Source organism: Dickeya oryzae (assembly GCF_020406815.2).
Taxonomy (GTDB): domain Bacteria; phylum Pseudomonadota; class Gammaproteobacteria; order Enterobacterales; family Enterobacteriaceae; genus Dickeya; species Dickeya oryzae.
In genome coordinates, this window is record NZ_CP162670.1 from 4,141,965 (window position 1) to 4,168,103 (window position 26,139).

A 26,139-nucleotide genomic window follows, 5' to 3' on the forward strand; every position below is an offset into this window, starting at 1 on the left:
TGCTCTATGCAATCATTTGATGTGGTTATCGCGGGTGGAGGCATGGTCGGACTGGCGCTGGCCTGCGGCCTGCAAGGTAGCGGCCTGAGCGTCGCAGTGCTGGATAAGCAGGCCGCCACCGAACCGTCGGTAAACGGCCCGCACGCCCTTCGCGTATCCGCCATCAATGCCGCCAGTGAAGCGTTACTGCGCAAGCTCAACGTCTGGCCGGGGATTGCCGCACAGCGACTCAGCCCTTACAACGACATGTATGTCTGGGATAAAGACAGCTTCGGTAATATTCGTTTTTGCGGCGAGGAGTTCGGTTTTTCCCACCTCGGCCACATTATCGAAAACGAGGTTATCCAGTGGGCGTTGTGGCAACAGGCAGCCCAGTCGCGGGATATCACCCTCATGGCTCCTGCCACATTGCGTCAGGTCGCCTGGGGTGAGAACGAAGCCTTTATTACGCTGGAAGACGGCGGCATGCTCACCGCCCGGCTGGTTGTCGGTGCCGACGGCGCACACTCCTGGCTGCGCCAACACGCCGACATTCCGCTGACGTTTTGGGATTACGGCCACCATGCGTTAGTCGCCAATATCCGCACGGAACAGCCGCATAACGCGATTGCCAGCCAGGTGTTCCACGGTGAGGGTATTCTGGCGTTTCTGCCGCTGAGCGATCCGCATCTGAGTTCCATCGTCTGGTCACTGCCGCCAGAGCGTGCTCAGCACCTGCGCGAGCTGCCCGCTGACGCCTTTGCCAGACAACTGGCTATCACCTTCGATATGCGTTTGGGTTTGTGCCAGTTGGAGAGCGAACGCCAGTCCTTCCCGCTTACCGCACGTTATGCCCGCAGCTTCGCCGCCCACCGGCTGGTGCTGACGGGCGATGCCGCGCACACGATTCATCCACTGGCAGGCCAGGGCGTCAACCTCGGTTTCATGGATGTGGCGGAACTGATCGCCGAGCTTAAACGGCTACAGGCACAAGGAAAAGACATCGGTCAGCATCTGTATCTGCGGCGCTACGAGCGGCGTCGTAAGCACAGCGCCGCCATGATGCTGGCGAGTATGCAGGGCTTTCGTACCCTGTTCGCCGGTTCTCACCCGGTGGGCAGCCTGCTGCGTGATATCGGCCTGAAGCTGGCGGATACACTGCCGGGCATCAAGCCAACGCTGGTACGTCAGGCCATGGGACTTAACGACCTGCCTGAATGGCTGGATCACGCCGGATAAGCTGACAATAATCGGGCTGCGAGCATTGAGGATGGCGCAGCCCGTCGCCCAATATACCTGCCCTGTTTTCCCTGCGTGATGTTTTCTTGAATGACGCTTTTTTGAATCGCGACGGTCTGAATATCAGATAACGGCCACTATACCCAAAATAATTCGAGTTGCGGGACAACATGCTTGCGTGTTGAACAACGCCACGCGTTGGCCCTTTAGGGCAAGGCTCATTAGAGCCTTGTAATGCGGCAAGAGAGCGAATCCCGATGAGCTTACTTAGGTAAGTGATTCGGGTGAGCGAACGCAGCCAACACACCTGCAACTTGAAGTATGACGGGTATATAAATATATTCAAAAACGAATGACGCCAATTATTCCCCATTAATCAGACATCATTTAATTATTTTGAATTGAAATTATCCGAACCAAAGAAAAACACATTCCATTTATTGCGCACTGATTTTTACGAACATCACAATCTGTTTAACACGTTATTTAATATACATTTTCGTCACAATAACCTATTAATAATCATATCACGCCAATGAGCGAATACATTTTTCATAATTAGAAAAACAATTACCCCATCAGGGGGATTGTACGAATGAGTAATACTCGAATATCGAAATATAAAGGCGTATGATTTTCACAAAGGCGATCGTAATCATTTAAAGGAAAGTGCATCGAAACCTAATTCAGGTGTCATGGTTTATCCATGTACCAACCTGTTCTGGGGTCTCACTCACTGTTCGTCTTTTCTTTTTTATTCCCAAGGAGAAATAGCATGCAAGCTCGTACTGTAAAGGAAAAGATCATACTGGCGGTGCTGATTGGCATTATTGCCGGCATTATTTGCGCGATAGCCAAATTTGGCTGGGAAATTCCTTTCCCACCCCGGACCCCGGCACGGGATCTGACCAACCCGCCCCAGCAATTACTGCAGCAGCTTGGCATGTCGTTTGATCTTTCGCATCTGACCTATCTGTTCAATGGCAACCCGCGACCGATCATGAGTTTCATCATGCACTTCGGCTTTTCGATCACGTTTACCGTGCTTTACTGCGTAGCCGCAGAATTCTGGCCGCGCATCAAACTGTGGCAGGGTGCGTTCTACGGTCTGGTTCTGTGGGTGGTGTTCCACGTCGTACTGCTGCCGCTGTTCGGTACTGTACCTGCCCCTTGGGATCAGCCGTTCGCTGAGCACTTCTCAGAAATCTTTGGCCACATGTTCTGTTTCTGGGTAGCGGAGCTGGCGCGTCGTGACTTGCGTAACCGCATCACCCACCAGTCAGAAGACGATACGTTGACGACTCAACACGCGCACTGATTTATCACTCGCATTACAGTTATCCGCCCCTGATGGCTATTAGGGGCGTTCTGTTTTTTCCTCTTACGCTCGACCGCCGTTCCACCCGCTACATTCCATTTCAGATATCACATCCGCCCTTCATACAGACCAGGGGAACTGTTCCACCTGGTACACAAACCTAAATAGCTTACAGTCACATCATGTCGCAGGAAGCAACATATTCTTAACAATAAAGGACGCCGACATGATGCCCACTTATTTTCTGACGTCTTTCCTACACCGGCTCTCTGGTTACACTGTCAGTTATCTTCACATCGCGGGTTTGTTATTTCTGCTTTGCGGCAGTGCGCATGCACTCACACCTGATGATGCCCGGCATTTACTTGAACGCACCAGTTTCGGTGCCAGTAAGCCCGATATCGAAGCACTATTGCCGCTTTCCAGAGAGCAGGCCGTGTCACACTTGCTGGCATCGCTGGACACGCCCCAGACGCTTCAGCCGCCCTTTTATATTTCCCAGCCACGCCCGAATTACTGGGATAAAGACTGGGAGAAAACATCCGTCATGTTTCGGCGCATCAACGAAATGCACCAGTTACAGGATTGGTGGATGCAGGAGATGATTGAAACGCCTGCGCCCTTTGCCGAACGCCTGACGCTGTTCTGGCACAATCATTTTGTTTCACGCTTTCAGAACACCCGAGTGTCCGCCCCGTTTTATGACCAGTTGCAGCTATTCCGACATGTCGGCACCACCAATTTTCGGGAATTACTGCGCGGTATTTTGCGTGACCCCATGATGTTAAGCGGGCTGGATAACGTTAAAAACACACGTACCCACCCGAATGAAAACCTGGCGCGAGAACTGATGGAGTTATTCACGCTGGGTATCGGCCATTACAGTGAGCAAGATGTGAAGCAAGTTTCCCGCCTGCTGGCTGGGCATACCGTCGCCCAGGAAGGCGGCTGGCGCTATCAGGTCAACGAACACGAGCGCGATACCGGGGAAAAAACGATCCTCGGCCAATCGGTACAGGGAAGTGCCAGTGATGAACTTGATCAGCTCGTCGACATATTATTGCGCCAGCCCAGTACCGCTGAACGTATTGCCGGCAAGCTGTATTACGAGTTCGTCTCCCTCACCCCCAATGAGGCGGAAATACACCGGCTGGCCGCAATCTTGCGTGACAATCATTATGATTTGCGGGCACTACTTAACGCGTTGCTATTAAGCGATGCATTCTGGGCCGAGGAAAATCGTGGCAATTTAGTCAAATCGCCGCTGGATATGATAGTCGGATTTGCCCGCACCTTTCGTCTGCGCCTGCCTGATTACCGCATCCTCACCGAATACGCCGCCGTGCTGGGGCAAGAACCGTTCAACGCCCCGGATGTCTCTGGCTGGAAAGGGGGGCTGAGTTGGTTAACCAGCGGACAAATCACGAACCGCAAACGCATTATCGAGCGGCTGTGGGTGGCCGTCAGCCAGTCCGCTCTGCTGGCGGACAAGCCTGTCGACGGATTACATATTCGCTTTAGTTCCGAATATCGCCGCGTCCCAGCGACATTCCGCGTGAGCGTCAACCAGCAGCCTGTTGCCACGATCACCGCCAATGCCGGTTTGCACACGCAGGGCATTGAAAAAGCCTCGAACGAATCCGCCGCCATGAAGCCGATGTGGGAAAACACCGTTATTCCCAGTGCCGCACTGCCGCCACACCCCAAAACCGTCACGGTCAGTTTTACGCTAACGGACGTCGATACTCACCTGTTCATCAACTGGATAGCGCTGAATGGTCAACGCTATAACCCATCCCGGGCGCGTTGGGTAAATACCACCGCGGGCGTTTGTCCGATTGGGGTGCCGCTCGGATCGTTTTATTGCCACGCCGAGCTGGAGTTCTCGTTAGATGACGCGGACAGTGCCGATCAGGCGTCACTGAAAGACTTACAAACCCCTCTGAATTTCAACCTGGAATACGGCACAGCGAGATTGCAGTTAGCACCGCGTACTCCCCAGGCCCACGCGGCGTCATCGCCGCTTCCTCCGGCACCGTTGCCGCCGCTGATGCCCGTGCTTACTGATGAGGCCGCGGTGGCCATGCAAGCGTCATCCGCCAGCCAGCTGAGGGAATTGCAGCAACAGATGTACCGGATTATGAGCCTCGACCCGGCCTACAACCTGAAATGATAGGGAGTGACCTATGATGACCGCACCTGATTACACCCGCAGAAACCTGCTGAAATTATTCGGCTCGCTGCCACTGGTCTCACTGCTGCCTGCGCCGTTGTTAGCGGAAAACCTTCAGGCGTTACGCCAGCAAACCGGCCAGCGCAGGTTGATTATCATTGAGTTGTTTGGTGGCAACGACGCCCTCAATACGCTGATCCCTTATCGTGACCCGCTTTATCGTCACTATCGCCCTACGCTGGAGGTTCCGGCCAACGAATGGCTGCCGCTCAATGATGAGTTCGCCTTTAACCCTGGGCTTGTCGAGCTGGAGAAGATTTATCAGCGTGGGGAATTGGCAATCTTTTCGGATATCGGCTATCCCCATCCGACGCTGTCGCATTTCGATGCCACCGCCATCTGGAATACCGCCAATACCGACCTCAGCTCGCGCTCAGGCTGGGTAGGCCGTACGCTGGCGGCCAATCAAGACCTCGCCAGACGCTACGATACCGATGGCATTGTCTTCTCCGGCTCGCCCGATTTTATACATCAGGAGGGGGTCTTCGCCCTTGAGCTTCAGGATGCCGACGCACTGCGGTCTGGCGACGATATGGCATTACGGGCGGCGATGCCGACAGATAACAACGCCTCGCATTATCTGCGTTCACTGATAGAAAATACCCACACTATCCATCAGCGCATTCGGCAAAAGCTCAATCGCCCCAATCCATTTGAGCGATTATTCACCCCCGAGCCATCAGGCTATATGCCACCGGTCTACATTCAGGGCGCACAACTGCTGTGGCTGATAGCCTGTGGTGTAGACACCCCGGTGCTGAAATTAGGCACATCCGGGTTTGACCTGCACTCGCTGATGCGAGAGCAACATCGCCCACTTTTGCAACAGGTCGCCAGACTACTGACAGGGTTGCGTCAGGGCCTGATAGACATCGGCGTCTGGCAGGACAGCATGATTCTGGTGCAATCAGAATTTGGTCGCCGACCGCAGGAGAATGCGTCTGGTGGCACGGACCATGGCACCAGCGGGGTAGCATTCCTGTTGGGCGGTGCACTGAGCGGCGGCCTCTATGGCTCACGTACCGACCTGGACAGGCTCGATGACGTCGGTAACCCGACCTTTACCACCGACTTTCGCCAGCTTTATTCCAGCATCGTGACGCAGTTCTGGCGCTTACCGCATAACCCATTGCAGCAAGAAGGTTTTTCACCTCTGCCTTTGCGCTTTCGCACCTAACCTCATGATGATAACAAGGATGACAATCATGAATAACGCCATGCCCCTGCCGCACATCAAAAACCCTGTACTCACCCACGCTGAGCCCGACAGCGTGATTCACGAGCGGGTATCAGAAGGTGATTTTATATACGACGCCTCGCTGCCCGGCACCTGTGACCTGTTGGTATGCGTCACCCTGTATAACGAGCCGCCGACAGCGCTCAATGATACGCTGGCGGCACTATCACGCAGTCATGCCGTATTGCGCCGTCATACCTCACCTTACAGCGATGACCACGCGCCCCCTTCCCTGATGATTTGCCTCATCACCGACGGTGAAGAGGCACTCCACCCTGACACACGACGCTGGCTGGTATCATCTGGTTTTACCCTGTCGGATACCACCAATACGGGCCACACGACTCACAACCGTCTGCACGTCCAGCGCAGTGCGCTGGCTGATCCGCCACCGTTTGGTTTGATGCCGGTATCGTCCGAACCGGAAGGAAGCTGCCGCTACTCACCACTGCTGCTGGCAGAGAAACGCGACAATCGGGGTAAGCTGGATTCGCACAACTGGTTTTTCCGCCATCTTTGCCGGGTGATCACCCCGCGTTATGTGTTGCAAATCGATAGCGGTTCGATTCCTGACAACGACTGCCTGTACCACCTGTACCCGTATCTGGAACAACACCATGACTGTGCGGCACTGGCGACACACACCACCACCGCCATACCGACTGACGCCAGCCTGATAACCAACTGGCAATATGCTGATTTTATTTGGGAAAAGGTCACCGACTGGCCAGTGAGTCAATGCCTTGGCTATATGGATGTGCTTCCCGGTCAGTGTAGCCTGATGCGCTATGCCGCGCTGATAGCTCCGGGTCCGCAGGGGTCATCCCCCCTGACACGCTACTTACGCGGTCTGCATCCGGCAGGGTTGCTGGAGCATAACCAGTTCCTGGCGGAAGACCGGGTATTGGGGTTTGAGCTGATTAAAGAGACCCCAGCCACCACAACGTACCTGCCCCCAGCCAGACTGGAAACCGATGCCTGCACCACACTGAGAGAATTGATGCGCCAGCGCCGTCGCTGGATCAACAGCACCCTGGCCGCCCGCTTTTCCGCTTTGCTGGAACTGCCTGCGCTATGGCGCGAGGCTGCGCTCTCGTACCGCCGCAAATGCCAGATCACGCTAGCGATGCTGTGGCATTGCATACCGTTATTCACGTTATTGTTTTCCCCCACACTGCTGAGTCTCTCGGCTGCACTCAGCATGCCATCGCTGTTAGCCGACTCACCGGACATGACGCCACACCTTTGGGCGGGCGGCGTCTTGTTACTGTGGTGTGGCGTGATAGTCCTTAGCCGCTCATGCAGCATCAACACCGCGACAGGACTCCTGTTTCATCAAATCGCCATGACGCTGATGGGGCTTGCCACTCTCTTGCTCACCCTCAGCAGCTTGCTGGTTTATCCGCTGGCGATAATTCTGCTATTTATACTGCCGCTCTTACTGATTGCTCTTACCTCACCTGACAGCCCGAATGCAGGGTGGCGGATAGCGCTTTATTACCTGCCCAGCCTGTTATTTTTCCCGCTATATCTGACGACCTATTCCCTCGCCCAGTTCAGCGATATCAGTTGGGGAACAAAAGGGCTCACTCATGCCACACCCAATAATCTTTCAGCACGCTGGAAACGATCGCGGGATCACCTCCTCCTGGGGTGGCTGATGGCAAATGTGATCCTCACGTTCACGCTACTGTCTGCCGGAGAGCATATTTATCTCTTTTTTGCCGCGGTGCTGCTGAGCATTATGCTGGCCCGTTATTTCATCGCGGCGTGGTGTCATTATTTTTCGCCTGGAATTATTCATCACCGTTATCAACGAGCCCCCATACAAGACAGATAAAACGGTAGCGAGATAAATAAAAAAAAGAATAATATCATTACAGAAAAACGAAATGCATCAATGCACATGAAATAGCATGATAGTAATAACATTACTCATTAATAGTAATGACATGACCCATTAATAGTAATAGCCGCGTGGCCGTGGTGCTTACTCTTTCACGGCCACTATCTTGCGTAATGCACGACTGGTTATACCGAAGTCTCGTGCAATCTGCTCCTGGCTCACCCCCTGGCTTAACAACAACCTGACAGCGACATTCCGCAATTTTAAATAGATCCCCCAGGAAGAGGGAATATCCAGAACATTATCGGGCATGGAGTGGAATAGCATCTTGTCATACGTCTTTTTTGACAGATGCATGCCGACTCTTTGCAGAAAAAGAGGATAGTCCCGGCTGACATAAATGCGTCCTCCGCCATGATTGATAATGAATTCAATCATTTTATCAAAACCATCATTCTCGATAATTTCTGATACTACCCAAGGTAACGACGCCAGCACCGTCACCTTATTATTCAAATAAAAATCATTAAACACTGAAAAGCGAGGATCATTTAAATCGGGCAGACCAGAAAACACACCACGAAGAATAGAGTATTCCACTCCACCTCCTGTCTTAAAGGGTACAATTAATTCGGATATCCCCTTCATACTTCGAGTTGTAGGTGCGTTGCCCTAAAGGGCCAACGCTAGCGTGTTGTCCTACAATTCGAATTATTTGGGTATAAAATAAAAATATATTATTAGAGAAGTAAAATTACAATAATCAATTTTTGAAATTAAATTTTTGATAGCTATTAGGTTGAAAACAATAATACTAACAACCCGTAAGGAATATATTTCCACAGACAAAAAACAATGAAAATAGAAAAAACAAATAAAAATAAACAGCACCACAGAAAACAATCACTGACTAATTCATATTTACAGCTTTTTATCGCAAAAAAAAAGGATTCACTCCCTCCAGTGAATACCCGGCAGGGAATTAACAACATAATCAGCCAGGAGAAAAAGCGCACGTTATAGCAAAAATCTCCTCTTGCTTTTCTTTTACTGTTTGCGTTTTTGTATTACTGGCAACACGCTCTGTCCCCTCTTTATATACAACTCTTTATATAACCGCCTGCATGTCGCATCCGGTCTGGTGTCTTTCCTCATGCCCTGTTGTTCTTTTTATGCCTTTTTGAACATTAAAAATAATTTTTTATACTTTTACACTTATATGACAATCTCCTAGAGTACCGGGCTATTACCAGATTTTTTCCATGCAGACGATGCAGATTGTTGAGGACTCAGGGAATGGCAATACGATTTCAGACAGGCAAAGTATCACGGATATCCTTGCTCAGTGCAGGATTGCTCTCTCTGGCGGTAAGTACATCGCCTTTCGCAACAGCAGCAGACGCGACGGCCCCGGTACAAGGCGGTACGCTCAATATCGGGCTTGGCAGCGACACCCCGGTTATCGACCCCTCGATTACTGCCTACTCCGTGGCCGCACTGGTGGCACGCAACGTGGTGGATTCGCTGGTCGGTCAGGCGGAAGACAACCGCTTTACCCCCTGGCTGGCTGAACGCTGGGAAATCAGCGACAACAATACCCGCTATACCTTTCACCTGCGCAAAGACGTGACCTTCAGTGACGGCACCACACTGGACGCCGCCGCCGTGAAATACAATCTGGACCGTATTCTCGACCCGAAAACCACCTCCAGCTACGCCAAATCGCTGTTAGGGCCGATCGACAGTATTACTACGCCAGACGACTATACCGTGGTGATCAGTTACAAGAGTCCGTTCTCCGCACTGTTGCAGGGGCTGAGCCTGCCGTATTTGGGCATTCAGTCGCCGACTTACCTGAAAAACACCCCGAATACCAGCAACACTATCGTGGGTTCTGGTCCGTTTATTCTGGAATCGTTCGTCAAAGGTAGCGGCAGCCGTCTGAAAAAACGCCCGGATTACCACTGGGGGCCTGGTTATGCCGCGCACTCGGGTCCGGCTTATCTGGATAGAATCGAATTCAAGTACCTGCCGGAATCATCGGTGCGTCTCGGCGCTCTGAGCAGCGGTCAGGTACAGGCGATTGACGCCGTACCACCGGCCAACGCCACCGCCTTGAAAAAAGACACCCGTCTGGAATTGATCACCCGCGAGAACCCAGGCGTTAACCGTGTACTTTATCTGAATACGTCTAAGGGCCCGTTCCAGGACATCAACGTACGCCGTGCCTTCCTGCACGCCGTGGATGCCCCTTCAGCGACAAAAGTAGCGTTCTTCGGTACCTTAAAAGCGGCCGACAGCGTACTGGGCCCGTCGACCCTGTATTACGACCCATCCGCCGCCGCGCTGGGGGGCTTTGACCTGAAAAAAGCCAACCAGTTGCTGGACGACGCGGGCTGGAAAACCAAAGATAGCGACGGTTACCGCACCAAAGACGGTAAACGCCTGACGGTACAGTTCGTCTACAGCACCGGCTCGTCGGAAGCGGCGGAAATCACCCTGTTCCAGGCGGTGCAGTATCAGGTGAAACAGGCGGGTATCGACGTCCAGCTTAATCCGGTCGACGGTGGGGGCTTCATCAGCCGTACCAACGATAACGACTACGATATCGCCTCCAACTACTTTGTACGCGCCGAGCCGGATATCCTGCGCACCGTGTTCGACTCCAACTATATTCCACCTAACGGTAATAACTTCAGCCGCATCCACGCACTGGATGACAAGCTGAGAAAAGCCATCGGTGCCAGCGATGCCGAACGTCAGCAGCTTTACAGCGCTATCCAGCATGAATTGCTTGATCAGGCTTACGCGGTACCGCTGTTCATCCCGGCCTACCAATTAGGTCTGTCGAAGAAAGTACAGGGCATTAGCTGGGCCACCAACGCCAAACCGAACTTCTATGATGTCTGGATTAAACCGTAACCTGGCCGTCACGGCGCTCCAGCGACTCTTCACCATTGTGGCGGTGCTCTGGGGTGCCGCCACGCTGACGTTTATCGCCGTCAAACTGATCCCCGGAGATCCGGTCGCTATCCTGAGCGGCGGCGATAACGTGGTGGATGGAGCCTACCGTGCCGCGCTGATCAAGCAGTTTGGGCTCGATCAATCGCTGTGGATGCAATACCTGCGCTATTGCGGGCAGGCGCTGCAAGGCGACTTCGGCGTCAGCTATCAGTACCGGCAACCGGTCATCGCCTTGATTGGCGACGCCATGCGGGAAACGGTTCAACTGGCGATAAGCGCCCTGGTGCTGGCCTTGCTGCTCTCTGTCGTGAATGCCTTGCTGACCGCCGGTCGTCATGCCCGACTACGGGCGCTGATGTCCTGGCTGGAACTGACGCTACTCAGCACGCCGGTCTACTGGGTCGGTATCGTGCTGCTCAGCGTGTTCAGTTTTCATCTGCAATGGTTCCCGGTGATGGGCAACGACGGGCTGATATCACTGGTGCTGCCGGTCGTTACCCTGAGTCTGCCGCTGGCGGCGTTGCTAAGCCAGGTACTGCGCGATGGTCTGGAAGAGGCGTTGTCACAGCCGTTTGCACTGACGGTGCGCACCCGAGGCGTCAGCGAAACCTGGTTGCGCCTTCGCCACGGTCTGCGCCACGGCGCACTGGCCGCATCTACACTGACCGGAACGCTGCTGGCGGGGGTGCTGAGCGGTTCGGTGCTGACCGAAACCGTGTTTGGCCGCGCCGGTATCGGCCAGATTACCCTGCATGCCATCGAAAGCCGCGATATGCCGCTGGTGCTGGGACTGGTGATGTTATCCGCGCTGTTATTTGTAGTCATCAACCTGCTGGTGGATGCGCTCTATCTCCTGATCGACCCCCGTTTAAGAAAAAAGGCGAACGCTCATGAGCAGTGAACCGTTAACCTATAAACCGTTCTCCCCCCAGCCTGTCACTGACAACGGACTACGGATGCGGATACGCCGTTTAAGAGAGATCACTGATCGCCGCCCCTGGCTGGCACCAGCAACCATGCTGCCAGCTCTGGCTGTGTTGCTGTTGCTGCTGGCGGTATTTTTCCCGTCGCTGTTCACGCACCGTCTGCCGGATGAAATGGACATGGGCGCAGTACTCCAGCCTCCCAGCGCAGGCCACTGGTTCGGCACCGACCCGCTCGGCCGCGATGTGTTTACCCGTGTGGTCTACGGTACGTCGCTATCACTGAGCATCGGCGTCGGCGCAATGCTCATTGCCTGTGTCGGCGGTGTAGTGCTGGGAACACTGTCGGCGCTGGCACCGTTGCCAGTACGCCGTGTACTGGTGCGACTGCTGGACATCATGCTGGCGTTCCCGGAAATGTTACTGGCGTTGCTGGTCATTGCCGTGCTGGGCCGTGGCCCGGAAAACACACTCCTGGCGGTCGGGCTTTCAGGCGTCGCCGGTTATGCCCGACTGGTACGCTCGCAGGTGTTGCAGGTGAAACTCTCCGGCTACGTGGAGCACGCCATCGCACTGGGCGAACACCCACTCTACATCGTGGTGCGTCATATCATTCCCAACACCCTGCGGCCGCTGTTGATTCTCGCCACCATCGGTGTCGGTAATGCGGTGTTGTCCGCCTCCGCGCTCAGTTTCCTCGGCCTTGGCGTGGTGCCACCGACCGCTGAATGGGGCGCACTGCTGGCCGATGGCCGCAACTTTTTGGATATCGCACCCTGGGTCAGCCTGTTTCCGGCCAGCGTAGTGGCGCTGTCGGTCATCGTCATCACCCTGCTGGGCCGACGTTTACAAGCCATTCTGGCTAAGGGGGCAGCATGAGTCAGTCTGCTTCGCAGCCGTTATTACGCGTCGAAGGGTTAAACGTGACGTTCCCCAGCCCGCATGGGCCGGTGGAATCGGTGCGTAACCTGTCGTTTCAGGTTAATCCGGGGGAAATTCTGGCGCTGGTGGGCGAATCCGGCTCCGGTAAATCGGTCACCGCACGCACGCTGGTCGGGCTGGCAGGTGAACGGGCACAGATTGAGGCGAATGCCATCGAACTGGTGCGCCACGACGGCAGCCGGTGCGACCTGCAACACCTGAGCGCCCGGCAATGGCAACAGGTGCGCGGCCGGGAGATAGGCTTTGTGTTGCAAGATGCGCTGGTATCGCTCGACCCATTACGGCGCATCGGGCAGGAAGTGGCGGAACCGCTACTGACCCATAAGCTGGCAGCACGCAGCGATGTGGCCGTTCGCGTTGCTGATCTGCTGGCGCAGGTCGGTATTCCCGACCCGGCCAACCGGGCGGCACAGTACCCGCATGAACTGTCGGGCGGTCTGCGCCAGCGGGCATTGATCGCCTCCGCGCTGGCCGCCGGGCCGACACTGCTGATCGCCGACGAGCCGACCACCGCGCTGGATGCCACCGTCCAGCAACAGATCCTCAAACTGTTTACCGCGCTGGCGCAGGCCGGGCACGGTGTACTGCTGATAACCCATGATCTGGCGGTTGTCGCTCAGGTCGCCGACCGGGTCATGGTGATGCAAACCGGCGCGCTGGTGGAACACGGCCCGGCGCAGCAGGTGCTATCCGCTCCGCAGCATGCGTATACCCGCCGTCTGCTGGCCGCTATTCCCACCGCCGCAACCCGTGGTCACTGGCTGGCGGGGGAAAACCCGCTCAGTGCGCAGGCCTCATCCCTGCTCTCTTCTGTCGACACCTCACATAAAAAGCACGGGCTGGCGTTGCAGGTCGACGGTATCTCCGTTTCCTTTAAGCGCCCGGATGGTAGCCGGATGACCGCAGTGAATAACATTTCGCTGGCGGTAGAACGGGGGGAAACACTGGGTATTGTTGGCGAATCCGGCTCCGGCAAGACCACGCTCGGGAAGGTGATACTGGCGTTACAATCACCGGACAGCGGTGAAGTTCGCCTGTCCGGACACCCCTGGAGCAGGCTGGCGGAGCGAGAGCGCCGCCCGCTGCGCGCCCGCATTCAAACCATCACCCAGGATCCGCTTAGCTCGTTCGACCCGCAGTTCACGATTGAGCAGATCCTGCTGCAACCGTTGCGGCTGCGACACGATCTCAGCCCACAAGCCCGCCAGCAGCGCATTCTCGCCCTGCTGGAACTGGTGGGGTTATCACCCACATTGCTTGCCAGACGGCCACAATCGTTATCCGGCGGGCAACGCCAGCGGATCTCCATCGCACAAGCGCTGGCGGCAGAGCCAGAGGTGCTGATTTGCGACGAGCCGGTATCCGCGCTGGATGTCACCACGCAAGCACAGGTGTTGGACCTGCTGGTGGCGTTGCAGCACCGTTTACACCTGTCGATGGTGTTTATCTCCCACGATCTTGGCGTGGTACAGCACATGAGCCATCGGATTGCGGTGATGAAAGACGGCGACGTGGTGGAACACGGCACCGTGGAACAGATATTCACTCAACCACAGCACCCTTATACCCGGCAATTACTGTCTACCGTCGCCCCGGTGGAAATTAACCAACAACATAACGCGATTAACGCCTGACGTTATTTCAGCGCGCCATCATAAAACTCTGGCGCTATTACCGCACCTCACGTTCAGCACGGTAACCTTCCTCGAAATAATGAGCCGCCACCGGCTCACACTTTAGCGCCAGACTGAAAGCGCTGCCGGTAACCGCTGGGGGTGACGCCGAATGCCTGATGAAATACCACGGAAAAATAATTGCTGTCGTCAAAACCGCATTCAGCCGCCACCTCACTGATGGTTTGCCGGTTGTGGCGCAGCAATTCCATCGCCCGACAGAGCCGCAACTGGCGCAGGTATTGTGCCACGCTCATACCGGTTTGTTGTTTGAAGCGACTACGCAGGCTACGCATGCTGATGCCGTGCAACTGGCAGAAATCCTCCAGCCGAAATGGTCGGGCAATGCTGGCGCGCAGCGCATTCATCAGCAAATCCAGTTGCTGGGCATCCGCCAGTTGGGTGCTTTCCGGTGCGTAACGATACCGCATCGCCAGTAGTGCAATCTGCAACAGCAGGACTTCGCTAAGCTGTAACGACAGCGGGTCTGATTTCATGCACTCCTGCGCCAGATTTTCCACTTTGTCGCGCAGGATATCCATGCTCTGGGTCGCCAGCCGCCAGTAACGTTGCTGCTGTGAGACCTCACCGCCGGGCAACAAATTTTGCCAGTCGGCAGGCAGCGTCAGGCGCTCGCGGATATAGAGAATATTGTCCAGCTCCAGATCGTGCACCGATTCATAACTGTGACGATCACGGGCGGAGACATAAAACAGATCGCCGCAGGTGATGCGATAAGGCACGTCATTCCACAGATGCAGGCCATTGCCGCGCCAGACAATCACCAGCTCGTCAAAGTCGTGGTGATGCAACGGAAACGCGGGCTGCGGGCTGCGCTCCGCCACCGTGACCGTATTTTTATCGGTAAGAAAGTAATCTTCCGTTCGTAGCTTTAACCCACGGGATGGCACAGCCTGTCGCCCCTGTCACGTTAGAGCCTATCCCATTAGGGCTCTTAGTCCTCACACAGCGCCTGATGGCGCAACGCTTTCGGGGCCAGCGAAAAGGCTTTGCGGAACTGGGTGGAGAAGTGATTACTGTCACTGAAACCACAATCATGGGCGATGGTGGTAATCGAGTCATCACTGTGCTGCAACCGACGCCGCGCTTCCAGCAGACGCAACCGGTTCAGGTAACGCTGCGGCGTCATGCCGGTGCGCTGTTTTACCTGTCGGTGTAGCGTACGCAACGACAGCGAAAAACGGTCCGCCAGCGTGTCCCAGTCCACCTCTTCGCAGAAGTTATGCTGCAACCAGCCCAGCAACGCCTGAATCCCCAGCCGCTCGCTGCCGTCCCCCTGCGTCTGAAAGCTCTTTTGCCGCAGCAGCACCAGAATTTGCAGGAACAGGCTTTCGCTGGTCGCAATATCTTCCGGTCGTTCATGGCGCGCCAGCGCCGCCAGTTGCAGAATCAACTGCTTGACCTGCTGCTGTGTCCCGGCATTCAGTTGCCATTGCCCCAGCCACTCACCATTCGCGCCATACGGCAGAAACGGCGCGATGTCCGACAGAAAACGGAACCCACGCGGCGAGCGATACAACACATTGGTCAGGTGCAGTTCCTCCACCTGTTCAAACAAATGGCGATCGTTGTCGCGCACGAAAAATACCGCCCCGCTACAGAGCGCGAAGGGTTGATCGTTGAACACGTGCACACCTGCACCTTGCTCGACCAGCACTATCTCCCAAAAGTCGTGATAGTGCTCGGGAAAGGCATGCTGCGGCATCCGGGGTTCTACGGCCACTGTCGCCACGGGTGAAACAAAAAACTCCTCGCCATGAAGTTGTGTCATGTCGTCTTCCCCCTTCCACCTGACTGATTCGCTTGTCAGATAGAGTAGTCAGAAGGGCGGCCCCTGCGCCTTAAAATAGCGCCGCGACATGGCCCTCGCGAGGTCATTTTTTCAAGATTCAGCCGTTAAATCACTGAAATGTGGTCAGGATCACAGGCGTTTATCGTTCGTCCAACGCGGGTCACTCACTGGCTATCACCGCAAATCGTGAACCGCTTCACAGCCAACTTTGCCATTTTGCCATCCCCATTTTTCAGGTGGCACTCACCCAAAGGTGCCGCCGCCGCAACTTTCCTACACTGCCAAACACAGTCACCCACACCTTATCGATAACGGAGAGAACAGCAATGGCGGTCAGGCATTATGTGGCGGTCGATCTTGGTGCTTCCAGCGGACGAGTCATGCTGGCATCGCTGGAAACCGAAACCCGCCGGTTAACGCTGGAGGAAATTCACCGTTTCAGCAACCAGTTGCGTCACTGGCAGGGGCATCACCTGTGGGATTTGGACGAACTGGAACGCCAGATTAGACACGGGCTTGAAACCATCGACGCCCGCGGTATTCACCCGGTCAGCATCGGTATCGACAGCTGGGGGGTGGATATGGTCGCGCTGGATAAGCAAGGTAACCGGCTGGGCCTGACCTACTCTTACCGTGACCATCGCACCGATGGACAGATGGCGCAGGTCACCGCCGAACTGGGCCGCGAGCGCCTCTACCGCCAGACCGGTATTCAGTTTTTGCCGTTCAATACCCTCTACCAACTGCGGGCGCTGCGCCAGCAGGAACCGGACGTTTGGGGGCAGGTGGCGCATCTGCTGCTGATCCCGGATTATTTTCACTACCGGTTAACCGGCCATATAGCCTGCGAATACACCAACGCCAGCACCACACAGTTGCTGAATCTGGACAGCGGTGACTGGGACCACAGTCTGCTGGATTATCTGGGCATACCGCCCAACTGGCTTGCCACCCCGCATCAACCGGGCCAGCGGCTCGGCGAGTGGATAGCACCCAGCGGCCGCGCGGTACCGGTCGTGAGCGTGGCGACCCACGATACCGCCAGCGCGGTGGTCGCCACCCCGCTAACCGATACAGACAGTGCTTATCTCAGCTCCGGTACCTGGTCACTTATCGGCATTGAAAGCCAGACGCCGCTGACCGGCCCGGCGGCGCTGGCCGCGAATCTCACTAATGAAGGGGGTGTCGGCGGCCGCTATCGGGTACTGAAAAATATTATGGGGCTCTGGCTATTACAACGGGTATGTCAGGAACAACAGGTCACCGACCTGCCCGCCTTGCTTGAAGCGGCGTCAGCACAACCGGGTTTTGTCAGCCTGATAAACCCAAACGACGAACGGCTGATTAACCCGCCTTCCATGAGCGATGCCCTGCGCGAACTCTGCCGTGAATACGACCAACCACAACCTGTCAGCACGGTGGCGCTGGTGCGCTGCATTCTGGATAGCCTGGCGTTGTCCTACCGTCAGGGCCTGCTGACACTCGGCGCGCTGCGCGGTACGCCGTTACGCCATTTGCATGTTGTCGGCGGCGGTAGCCGCAACCACCTGCTCAACCAACTGTGTGCCGACGTCTGTCAGGTGCCGGTGCTGGCCGGTCCGGTTGAGGCCTCTACCCTCGGCAATATCGGCTGTCAGTTGATAGCCCAGGGCGACGTGGCAAACCTGGAGGCATTTCGTCGTCTTCTCACCGACAACATCCCGCTACAACCGTTTATCCCCCGACAGGATAGTGATTTTGCTGATCACTGGCGTCGTTTTCAGGCGCTGTGTCAGATTAATGAGGAGCTCACCGTATGAATACCGCACTAGAAACAGCCTGGCGTCTAGCCCAGGAACGTTACGCCCGCCTGAACATCGATGTGGATGCCGCACTGCGCCAGCTCGATCAGATTCCGGTTTCCATCCACTGCTGGCAGGGCGATGACGTCACCGGCTTCGAACACAGCGGCGGAGCGTTGACCGGCGGTATTCAGGCAACCGGTAACTACCCCGGCAAGGCACGCGACGCCAGCGAATTACGCGCCGACCTGGAGCAAGCCTTTCGCCACATTCCCGGCCCGAAACGCCTTAATCTGCATGCGATCTATCTGGAATCGGAAACGCCAGTGGCGCGTAATGCCATCGAACCACGGCATTTCAGCAACTGGGTCGCGTGGGCCAAAGAACAACATCTGGGGCTGGATTTTAACCCAACCTGTTTTTCACACCCCTTTAGCAGCGACGGCTTTACCCTGTCACACCCGGACGAAAAAATACGTCGCTTCTGGATAGAACACTGTCAGGCCAGCCGCCGCATTTCCGCCTGGTTCGGCCGCGAGCTGGGAACGGCTTCGGTCATGAATATCTGGATCCCGGACGGGATGAAAGACCTGACGGTAGACAGGCTGGCATTCCGCCAACGGTTGCTGGCGTCACTGGACGAGGTGATCGCAGAAAAACTGGATCCGGCCCACCATATCGATGCTGTAGAGAGCAAGCTGTTCGGGTTAGGGGCGGAAAGTTTTACCGTCGGCTCCGGCGAGTTTTACATGGGGTACGCCACCAGTCGCCAGACAGCACTCTGTCTGGACGCCGGGCACTTCCACCCCACCGAAGTGATTTCCGACAAGATCTCCAGCGCCAGCCTGTTTGTGCCACGCCTGCTGCTGCACGTCAGCCGCCCGGTACGTTGGGACAGCGACCACGTGGTGCTGCTGGATGACGAAACCCAGGCCATCGCCCATGAAATCGTGCGCCATCACCTGCTTAACCGGGTGCATATCGGGCTGGATTTCTTCGACGCCTCCATCAACCGCATCGCCGCCTGGGTTATCGGCACCCGCAACATGAAAAAAGCCTTACTGCGTGCGTTGCTGGAACCCACTGACACGCTGCGCACGCTGGAACAAAACGGTGACTACACCGCCCGTCTGGCACTGCTGGAAGAACAGAAATCGCTGCCGTGGCAAGCGGTGTGGGAGCGCTACTGCCAGCAACATGACGTCATGCCCGGCAGCGACTGGCTGCAATCGGTACGTCACTACGAAAACACCGTTCTCTGTCAACGTTAATCGGTCAACGTTAAGGATTCACCATGCAATCAATTCTCTCCTCCTGGTTTGTACAGGGAATGATCAAAGCCACCAGCGATATGTGGCTCAAAGGCTGGGATGAGCGCAACGGCGGCAACATCAGCCTGCGCCTGACCACAGACGACGTGACGCCATTTGAAAGCGATTTCTATCCACACCCGCGCCATGAAGCGCTGTCTCAGCCCATGCCGGAACTGGCTGGCTGTTGGTTTATCGTCACCGGGTCCGGCAAGTTCTTTCGCAATGTGCAGTTGGACCCGGCGGACAATCTGGTGCTCTTACAAGTGAATGGCGACGGTCGTGGTTATCGTATTTTCTGGGGGCTGACCCACGGTGGTCTGCCGACTTCCGAGCTGGCGGCCCATTTCCAGTCGCACAGTGTGCGTATGAAGGTCAGCGGCGGACGGGATCGGGTGATCATGCATTGCCACGCCACCAACCTGATCGCGCTGAGCTATGTGCTGGAACTGAACAGCGCCACCTTCACCCGTGAACTGTGGGAAGGCAGTACCGAATGTCTGGTGGTATTCCCGGACGGCGTAGGGATTGTCCCGTGGATGGTGCCGGGAACGGACGCCATCGGCGATGCGACGGCGGAACAAATGCAACACCACTCGCTGGTATTGTGGCCGTTCCACGGTATTTTCGGCACCGGCCCCTCGCTGGATGATGCCTTCGGCCTGATCGATACCGCTGAGAAATCGGCAGAAGTGATGGTCAAAGTGCGTTCGATGGGCGGGAAAAAACAGACCATCTCGACCGAAGAGCTGATCGCCCTCGGCCAGCGCTTTGGGGTTACGCCAATGGCGGCTGCTTTGCACCCCCTCGCATAACAGGCAGGCTCGCCTCAGTCTCCAGGACACCCGGCGGGCAGCGACAACCGCCGGGTTCACCATCAGGTGACAGCGGGTGAAACCGGGTTATTGCACGCTGCCCGCCTGGGACACAAGGACGTTTCCCCCGCCTCATGCGGGATAACCGTTTTAGCGATCACTCGCCACAGGATGACCATCATGTTGAGAAAAGCCTTTGTGATGCAGGTCTTTGCGGAATGCCACGACGAATACCAACGTCGCCACACGCCTATCTGGCCGGAATTGGAGGCGGAGTTAAAAGCCCACGGCGCACACCATTACAGTATTTTCCTCGACCCGGCTCGCCACCTGCTGTTCGCGTATGTGGAAATCGAGTCAGAGGAACGCTGGAATGCCATCGCTCAGACTGACGTCTGCCAGCGCTGGTGGAAATACATGACAGAGGTGATGCCCGCCAACCCGGACAACAGCCCCGTCAGCGCAGAACTCGCCCCGGTTTTCTATCTCGACTAATTTGCTATCAGATCGCTGGCAAACACCTTGATTATCGGCGAGTGGGGTTTTCTGGCGTCCCAAACAGTGCTGAGGTGGATGACTTCGCCGGGTGCCCCGCCTCGTGACGGTCATCACCGACACCTGTTCATACTATTATTTTTTTTGTGTGAAACGGCGTGATTCACAGAATAACGCCGCCCCATCATGACATCACGCCATCAATATTTCTCTGACTCATAAAAACGATAAAAAATCACCCATCGTTGTCACAAAAACGCCGTTCCAAAAATAAAAAACAATTTGCCAAAATGATGACCAGAACCTATCACGGGAATAAATTTTTGAATTACCATGCCGTTACTAAAGATACCGTCCGTTAATAAAAGAAAGCAGCGATGAAAAAACTCTCACAATTAACTGTCTTCTCCAAGCTCCTGCTCGGTTTCTCCGTGCTCATCGTCATGATGTTGTTGTTGGGGGTTGTGGCTATCTACCAGCTCAATGCCAGTGATAATAATGTGGTCACGTTTAAAGACAGCCGTATGCCGGGGGTGCGTTATACACTGGAAATGCGCGGCATGCTGTCGGAAATTCGACTGCAGCAGGTGCAATATATCGCCTCAAAAACCCCGCAAGAAGTCGAAGGTCATCGGGTTGAATTATTACAGGATCAGGATCTGTTTCTTAAGGCGCAGGCTAACTACGCCAACCTGCTGAAGAATGCACCACAGGAAAAACAAGCCTTATTCAATCAGGTGGTGGATAACTTTAAGAACTTTGTCGATGTTAATGCCAAGGTCATCGAGGCTGTTAACGGTGGGAAGCTGGACGAAGCCAGCAAAATCAGCGGTGCTGTTTCCTCTAAATACCGCACCCAGTTAATGAAAGATCTGGCGCAATTGGTGGATATGGAAATTGCCTCTGGCGATCAGGCTGGGGCAGCGTCAGAGGAAGGCTATCAGCATGCGCTGTATATACTCTCCGGTCTGCTGGTGCTGGCACTTATCGCCACCGCGGTTATCACGACACTGATCACCCGTAGTCTGTCGCGCCAATTGGGTGGCGAGCCTGATTACGCCGCCTCAATCATGAACCAGGTGGCATCAGGCAATCTGTGCGTGCCGATTGCGCTTCGCCACGGCGACACCACCAGCTTACTGGCTACCATGAAGTTAATGAATGACAAGCTGGCGGAAATCATCCGGGGTATTGTTGATGGCAGCGAGTCTATTTCACTGGCAGCCAGCGAAATAGCGCAGGGTAACAGCGACTTGTCACAGCGTACCGAAGAGCAGGCCGCATCGCTGGTGCAAACCTCCTCCAACATGCAGCAGATTACCGAAACGGTAAAACGTAACGCGGACAACGCCCATCAGGCCAGCGAGCTGGCACGGCAAACCTCGCAGACGGCGGTGCACGGCGGCAACGTGGTGGATGACATGCTCAAGCGGATGCATGAAATCTCCCACAGTTCGCAGAAGATCGTCGATATTATCGCGGTGATTGAAGGCATCGCCTTCCAGACCAATATTCTGGCGCTCAACGCAGCGGTGGAAGCGGCTCGTGCCGGTGAGCAAGGTAAGGGATTTGCCGTTGTGGCCGGTGAAGTGCGTAACCTGGCGCAAAAGAGTGCCAACGCCGCCAAAGAGATCAAAACGCTGATCGAAGGTACGGTCGAGAAAATTACCGATGGCTCCCGCCATGCGGATACCGCGAATCAGGCGATGGAGGACATCGTCAGTTCGGTCAACAAGGTCACCGACATCGTGGCTGAAATCTCGATGGCGTCCAACGAACAGCATCAAGGGATTAAGGAAATCAGCGTCGCCATCGATCAGATGGATCGCGTCACACAGCAGAACGCGGCGCTGGTCGAGCAAGCCGCGACTGCCGCACAGTCCATGACGGAACAAGGCGAGCAGTTGCGCGACTCCGTTCGCTTCTTCCAGCTAGGTACGCAGTCTCAGCAATCCGCTCTGCGTCTTAACTAACCGATACAAACAAACGGGCCGTCCTACGACGGCCCGTTTGTTCTATCTTGTCCGCACCACCCGTTTCTTCGACTGCGCTCAATCCCCTTTTCTCCTGACCGTTATCCCCCGCCACCCGAAAGGATGCGTTTCACTGCTCATCAGGCAGGGTTTTCAGTGCCTGCGAGAGCGCCTGTGCGGTCTGGCGTAACGGCGTTAACAACGTTTCTTCATCGATTTGGCGTAACTTGGCCGAAGAGAGTGACAGCGAAATGGCGTACTTCACCCGCTGATTGGCATCAAATACCGGCGCGGCCATGCAGGATACGCCGACTTCATGCTCTTCCCTGTCGAACGCCACCCCACGCTGACGGACTTCTTCCAGTTCCCGCTTCATGTGGTACGGATCGGTAATGGTAGAGGGGGTCAGCTTGCGAATAGGCGGCTGGTGCTTGCTCCAGTAGGCAAAGAGCGCGTCGTCGGTATCATCGGCTAAGAACAGCTTCCCCATCGCCGAGCTGAATAACGTCATCTGCTGGCCCAGATACGCGAGGGTACGCAACATACCGATAGTCGGCTCCTGCTTATGGATCAAAATGCAGTAGTCGCCTTCACGTCTGGAAAAATTGACGGTCTCACCAGTCGCCGCGTTCAATGCCTGCAAGGGCGGTGCAATCAGTCGCAGCACCTCTGGCGGTGCCAGTGATGTCTGCCCGACGGTAATAAACCGGGTGGTCAAACGATAGCTGCCCGCCGCAGGTGCCGGGGTCACGTAGCCGCATGCCTGCAACCCCTGCAACAAGCGATGCACGGTACTTTTATTAAGCTGGGCCAACCCAGCCAGGTGGGCCAGCGGGCAACCATTCGGGTAATTGCTTAAAATCTCAAGCAGTAGAAATCCCCGTAACAGGCTTTGATTACCCGCCGGTTTCTCATGACTGTGCGACAACGCTCCCATCCATCCGTCCCTCTGACTGAATAGTGTCGCTTATCGATAGCATGATTCGACATTATATGACGTGATCCCAGCCGCTCTGCGTGTACATCGCCGCCATTTTTCATCACCGATGGCAGCCCAACGATTACCGGGACAGCCAAAAACCGTCGGCGCAGCGCCCGAACAGGCCGTTATCAGACCAGCCAGGGGTGCCAGGCGTTAAAGCGTTCACGCACCTGCGGGTCAAGCTGCGTTGGGTCGCCGTTCACTTCCCCCGACAGTTTGGCAAGAAAATCCACCAGCCAGGAGGCATTCGCTTCAGCAATGCGTTTCCCCTCTGCCGTATTCATGGTTTCTGGCAGGCGCATCAGTTTGACGCGGAAGTGATCCAGTGTGTAGAGGCTATCGTCCAGCTCACGTTCGCAGGCAAACAGGTCTTGCGAGTCAAATAACGGACGCCCCATCATGCCTGCCACATAAAACACCCGTGCCAGCCCCAGCGCACCGAGTGAATCCAGCCGGTCGGCATCCTGCACGATTTTAGCTTCCAGTGTTTCGGCGGGGATACCGGCGCTAAAACTGTGTGCTTCCACCGCATGGAACAGCGCCGAATGCAGCTCATGGGGGAAATCAGGAAAATCACGCGACACAATACGCACCGCTTCTTCCGCCGCCATACGTGATGCCCGACTGCGATCCGGATGATTTTTCGGCACCAGTACAATGTCATGCAAATACGCCGCAGCGATAATTACCCGCAGATCGCCACCTTCTTTCTGTTGAATGTGACGGGCGCTATTAGCCACCCGCACCAGATGGTGGTGATCATGCGCACTATCGGTGGAGTCCGCCAAATGCCGGGCGACGTATTGACTGAGTTCCTGCTCAAAACCGGGTAAATCCATGCTGCACTCCTGTGTTCATCTGCCTACTGTGACAGAATAGTCAGAAAGTCATGACAACAACATGACTGATACATTCAGTGTTTTTCTGCAAATTTGATAATAAGCGGTGAAATTATTTAAACAAAAAATGTTTATTACTCGTTTTGTCAATAAATAAACATTTACTTTCTCAGCAACACATTATTATATTTACCGTCTTACACGATGCCGTAGCGTTTATTTTCTACTTCCCGCTTACGTCATTTTTTTAATTTACAAAACATGACCTGATATACCCTAAATAATTCGGGTAGCAGGACACGACGGTGCAGCACATCCTCAGCAGCGGATAGAGCAATCGATTCTGATAAGACAATCGATGCTGATAGAACGATCAACGCTGATAAAGCAATCGGCAAGGATGGCGAAAAAAACCGGCGTATCCGCCACCTGAACATGACGGGGATACTGTCAGGGGTATTTATCCCATGAGTCCGGTTTTGCTATTTTTTCTCACATTGGTGTTTATCGCCGATGGCTTGATGGTGTTCCTTATTCCGGTACTGGTCTATGCCGAAACCCAAAGCCTGACCTATTCCGGTTTGTCTTATATGTTATGGTGGCTACCACGTATCGTGATAACCCCGGTGCTCGGCGTTTTGATTGACCGTTTGGGGGTGCGCCCTGTATCCATCGCTTCCGATGCGCTCAAGGCTTTCGGTTGCCTGCTGCTGTGCCTGGTACTGAATTTTAACGAGCAACCGTTGATCCTGGCCTTAACCTGTGGGTTGCTGGGTGCGGGGGTTTCCATCGGTAACGCGCAAACCATTACTGCCGTGGAAAAGCTGATCGCCGCCCACAGTCGTCATATTGACCGCGATGCTAATGTATTGACCCGATTAGATTTACTCGGCATGGTGCTGGGACCGCTGATCGGTATGGTGTTATACGAATACGGTTTTCTGACGCTGCTGTATATTGCTGCCACACTCTATTTATGCAACGCATATTATTTTCTGACTTCTCGCCTGTTTACTTTCACATCAGACGATGTATCAGAAAATAAAATGAATACACCACAATCTACCAAAATAAATTCATTTCCGTTACTAACGGTCATCAAAAGTCCATTTATTATTTTGATGATCGTACTGGCGCTGGGAAATAATATGTTTGATGGGTTAGTGGAGTCCAGCGGTGCGGCATTGATTGAAAACCGAATGGGATTATCAGTGAAATATTTTGGTTTCATTGATATCTGCGCCGGTGCGGCAGGATTTTTATCCACGCTGGTTTATGGTGCCGCCCTCAACCGTCTGAGCCGTGAAACACTGCTGGCGATCGGACTGGGTCTTATCGTCATCGCTTCGCTGCTGCTGACCACGACGCTCGACCAGTTAGGGCCCTTCCTGACCTTCTATTCACTGGGTATTGTCGGCAAGGTATTTACCGGCAATATCATGCGTACACTGCGCTTGACGCTCATCCCCTACGAGCGACTGGCCAGCACCTCATCGCTCATTGTGCTGTTGAACCAGTCAGTGCTGCCGTTGATGGGGGTCTTTCTGTATTTGTCCGAGCACGAGGGCTGGCCGCTGACCCGATTTATGCATATCGCTATCACGCTCTCGCTACTGGCAGGCATCGGGTTGCTGATTGGCCTGCGGCGTAGGCAGGCCCCCCCTCAGCAAGAGACGCCCTCTCCATCCTGCGAGTAACCGGCCTGCGTATCCGATGAGGGTGGCAAGGCGTCAGCAGGCCATCCTATTCCCCGCAACCATGAAGACATGATGACCTC

At 55.0% G+C, this 26,139-nt stretch carries 20 protein-coding genes; 15 read left to right on the forward strand and 5 right to left on the reverse strand.

The window, feature by feature from the left end; genetic code table 11:
• Positions 1–6 precede the first annotated feature (6 nt).
• The 5 genes from ubiI to LF929_RS18250 all read left to right on the forward strand — a co-directional run bounded on the left by ubiI (position 7) and on the right by LF929_RS18250 (position 7,846).
• Positions 7–1,218, forward strand: coding sequence for an FAD-dependent 2-octaprenylphenol hydroxylase (gene ubiI / locus LF929_RS18230; RefSeq protein ID WP_226093218.1), 1,212 nt, complete (start codon positions 7–9; stop codon positions 1,216–1,218).
• Positions 1,219–1,993: 775 nt separating this feature from the next.
• Positions 1,994–2,536 carry a DUF1440 domain-containing protein gene (locus tag LF929_RS18235; protein WP_038906960.1) on the forward strand — a complete coding sequence of 181 codons (543 nt, stop codon included), beginning with the start codon at positions 1,994–1,996 and terminating at the stop codon, positions 2,534–2,536.
• 226 nt (positions 2,537–2,762) lie between these two features.
• Complete coding sequence (locus LF929_RS18240; RefSeq protein ID WP_226093219.1) at positions 2,763–4,709, forward strand: DUF1800 family protein; 1,947 nt, start codon at positions 2,763–2,765, stop codon at positions 4,707–4,709.
• Between the two features lie 13 nt (positions 4,710–4,722).
• Positions 4,723–5,946, forward strand: a complete 1,224-nt coding sequence (locus tag LF929_RS18245; RefSeq protein ID WP_226093220.1) for a DUF1501 domain-containing protein — start codon at positions 4,723–4,725, stop codon at positions 5,944–5,946.
• 28 nt (positions 5,947–5,974) lie between these two features.
• Complete coding sequence (locus LF929_RS18250; RefSeq protein ID WP_226093221.1) at positions 5,975–7,846, forward strand: glycosyltransferase; 1,872 nt, start codon at positions 5,975–5,977, stop codon at positions 7,844–7,846.
• Positions 7,847–7,996: 150 nt separating this feature from the next.
• On the opposite strand, the gene LF929_RS18255 is transcribed toward LF929_RS18250, so the two are convergent.
• The gene (locus LF929_RS18255) at positions 7,997–8,452 is read right to left on the reverse strand and encodes a hypothetical protein (RefSeq protein WP_168364848.1); all 456 of its coding nucleotides are present in this window, start codon (positions 8,450–8,452) and stop codon (positions 7,997–7,999) included.
• 696 nt (positions 8,453–9,148) lie between these two features.
• On the opposite strand from LF929_RS18255, the gene LF929_RS18260 reads away from it, so the two are divergent.
• The 4 genes from LF929_RS18260 to LF929_RS18275 are packed head-to-tail and all read left to right on the forward strand — an operon-like array spanning position 9,149 to position 14,315.
• Positions 9,149–10,774: an ABC transporter substrate-binding protein gene (locus tag LF929_RS18260; RefSeq protein WP_038903205.1), complete on the forward strand. Its 1,626-nt coding sequence runs from the start codon at positions 9,149–9,151 to the stop codon at positions 10,772–10,774.
• Positions 10,752–11,717: an ABC transporter permease gene (locus LF929_RS18265; RefSeq protein ID WP_038906955.1), complete on the forward strand. Its 966-nt coding sequence runs from the start codon at positions 10,752–10,754 to the stop codon at positions 11,715–11,717. Before LF929_RS18260 ends, LF929_RS18265 begins: the two co-directional genes overlap by 23 nt.
• Positions 11,707–12,618, forward strand: a complete 912-nt coding sequence (locus LF929_RS18270) for an ABC transporter permease (protein ID WP_226093222.1) — start codon at positions 11,707–11,709, stop codon at positions 12,616–12,618. The genes LF929_RS18265 and LF929_RS18270 overlap by 11 nt, the downstream gene beginning before the upstream one ends.
• Positions 12,615–14,315, forward strand: a complete 1,701-nt coding sequence (locus tag LF929_RS18275; RefSeq protein ID WP_226093223.1) for an ABC transporter ATP-binding protein — start codon at positions 12,615–12,617, stop codon at positions 14,313–14,315. Before LF929_RS18270 ends, LF929_RS18275 begins: the two co-directional genes overlap by 4 nt.
• Positions 14,316–14,410: 95 nt before the next feature.
• On the opposite strand, the gene rhaR is transcribed toward LF929_RS18275, so the two are convergent.
• Together rhaR and rhaS are read right to left on the reverse strand one after the other, a co-directional pair.
• Positions 14,411–15,265: an HTH-type transcriptional activator RhaR gene (gene rhaR / locus LF929_RS18280; protein ID WP_038906953.1), complete on the reverse strand. Its 855-nt coding sequence runs from the start codon at positions 15,263–15,265 to the stop codon at positions 14,411–14,413.
• Between the two features lie 44 nt (positions 15,266–15,309).
• Positions 15,310–16,146, reverse strand: a complete 837-nt coding sequence (rhaS, locus tag LF929_RS18285; RefSeq protein ID WP_226093224.1) for an HTH-type transcriptional activator RhaS — start codon at positions 16,144–16,146, stop codon at positions 15,310–15,312.
• Between the two features lie 347 nt (positions 16,147–16,493).
• On the opposite strand from rhaS, the gene rhaB reads away from it, so the two are divergent.
• From rhaB to LF929_RS18310, 5 genes are all read left to right on the forward strand, one after another.
• Positions 16,494–17,966, forward strand: coding sequence for a rhamnulokinase (rhaB, locus tag LF929_RS18290; protein WP_226093225.1), 1,473 nt, complete (start codon positions 16,494–16,496; stop codon positions 17,964–17,966).
• A complete protein-coding gene (locus tag LF929_RS18295) occupies positions 17,963–19,219 on the forward strand; it encodes an L-rhamnose isomerase (RefSeq protein ID WP_226093226.1) in 1,257 nt (418 codons plus the stop codon). The genes rhaB and LF929_RS18295 overlap by 4 nt, the downstream gene beginning before the upstream one ends.
• A 23-nt stretch (positions 19,220–19,242) precedes the next feature.
• Complete coding sequence (gene rhaD / locus LF929_RS18300; protein ID WP_210176094.1) at positions 19,243–20,073, forward strand: rhamnulose-1-phosphate aldolase; 831 nt, start codon at positions 19,243–19,245, stop codon at positions 20,071–20,073.
• A gap of 180 nt (positions 20,074–20,253) precedes the next feature.
• Entirely contained in the window at positions 20,254–20,568 is a 315-nt protein-coding gene (gene rhaM, locus LF929_RS18305; protein ID WP_038903198.1) for an L-rhamnose mutarotase, read from the forward strand.
• A 377-nt stretch (positions 20,569–20,945) separates the two neighbouring features.
• Positions 20,946–22,541, forward strand: coding sequence for a methyl-accepting chemotaxis protein (locus LF929_RS18310; protein WP_210176095.1), 1,596 nt, complete (start codon positions 20,946–20,948; stop codon positions 22,539–22,541).
• A gap of 130 nt (positions 22,542–22,671) precedes the next feature.
• Here LF929_RS18310 and LF929_RS18315 read toward each other — a convergent pair whose 3' ends face one another.
• Both LF929_RS18315 and LF929_RS18320 read right to left on the reverse strand, forming a co-directional pair.
• Positions 22,672–23,478: an IclR family transcriptional regulator gene (locus LF929_RS18315; protein WP_210176096.1), complete on the reverse strand. Its 807-nt coding sequence runs from the start codon at positions 23,476–23,478 to the stop codon at positions 22,672–22,674.
• Between the two features lie 173 nt (positions 23,479–23,651).
• On the reverse strand, positions 23,652–24,362 hold the full coding sequence (locus LF929_RS18320) for a phosphohydrolase (protein WP_038906944.1): 711 nt from the start codon (positions 24,360–24,362) through the stop codon (positions 23,652–23,654).
• 467 nt (positions 24,363–24,829) lie between these two features.
• Here LF929_RS18320 and LF929_RS18325 point away from each other — a divergent pair, with 467 nt between their 5' ends.
• Positions 24,830–26,059, forward strand: coding sequence for an MFS transporter (locus tag LF929_RS18325; protein ID WP_226093227.1), 1,230 nt, complete (start codon positions 24,830–24,832; stop codon positions 26,057–26,059).
• Positions 26,060–26,139 lie beyond the last annotated feature (80 nt).

Bases quoted from the DNA above. Each gene is read 5' to 3' on its own strand.
- ubiI (WP_226093218.1), top strand. From the start codon at position 7: ATGCAATCATTTGATGTGGTTATCGCGGGTGGAGGCATGGTCGGACTG.
- LF929_RS18235 (WP_038906960.1), top strand. From the start codon at position 1,994: ATGCAAGCTCGTACTGTAAAGGAAAAGATCATACTGGCGGTGCTGATT.
- LF929_RS18240 (WP_226093219.1), top strand. From the start codon at position 2,763: ATGATGCCCACTTATTTTCTGACGTCTTTCCTACACCGGCTCTCTGGT.
- LF929_RS18245 (WP_226093220.1), top strand. From the start codon at position 4,723: ATGATGACCGCACCTGATTACACCCGCAGAAACCTGCTGAAATTATTC.
- LF929_RS18250 (WP_226093221.1), top strand. From the start codon at position 5,975: ATGAATAACGCCATGCCCCTGCCGCACATCAAAAACCCTGTACTCACC.
- LF929_RS18260 (WP_038903205.1), top strand. From the start codon at position 9,149: ATGGCAATACGATTTCAGACAGGCAAAGTATCACGGATATCCTTGCTC.
- LF929_RS18265 (WP_038906955.1), top strand. From the start codon at position 10,752: ATGATGTCTGGATTAAACCGTAACCTGGCCGTCACGGCGCTCCAGCGA.
- LF929_RS18270 (WP_226093222.1), top strand. From the start codon at position 11,707: ATGAGCAGTGAACCGTTAACCTATAAACCGTTCTCCCCCCAGCCTGTC.
- LF929_RS18275 (WP_226093223.1), top strand. From the start codon at position 12,615: ATGAGTCAGTCTGCTTCGCAGCCGTTATTACGCGTCGAAGGGTTAAAC.
- rhaS (WP_226093224.1), bottom strand. From the start codon at position 16,146: ATGACACAACTTCATGGCGAGGAGTTTTTTGTTTCACCCGTGGCGACA.
- rhaB (WP_226093225.1), top strand. From the start codon at position 16,494: ATGGCGGTCAGGCATTATGTGGCGGTCGATCTTGGTGCTTCCAGCGGA.
- LF929_RS18295 (WP_226093226.1), top strand. From the start codon at position 17,963: ATGAATACCGCACTAGAAACAGCCTGGCGTCTAGCCCAGGAACGTTAC.
- rhaD (WP_210176094.1), top strand. From the start codon at position 19,243: ATGCAATCAATTCTCTCCTCCTGGTTTGTACAGGGAATGATCAAAGCC.
- rhaM (WP_038903198.1), top strand. From the start codon at position 20,254: ATGTTGAGAAAAGCCTTTGTGATGCAGGTCTTTGCGGAATGCCACGAC.
- LF929_RS18310 (WP_210176095.1), top strand. From the start codon at position 20,946: ATGAAAAAACTCTCACAATTAACTGTCTTCTCCAAGCTCCTGCTCGGT.
- LF929_RS18315 (WP_210176096.1), bottom strand. From the start codon at position 23,478: ATGGGAGCGTTGTCGCACAGTCATGAGAAACCGGCGGGTAATCAAAGC.
- LF929_RS18320 (WP_038906944.1), bottom strand. From the start codon at position 24,362: ATGGATTTACCCGGTTTTGAGCAGGAACTCAGTCAATACGTCGCCCGG.
- LF929_RS18325 (WP_226093227.1), top strand. From the start codon at position 24,830: ATGAGTCCGGTTTTGCTATTTTTTCTCACATTGGTGTTTATCGCCGAT.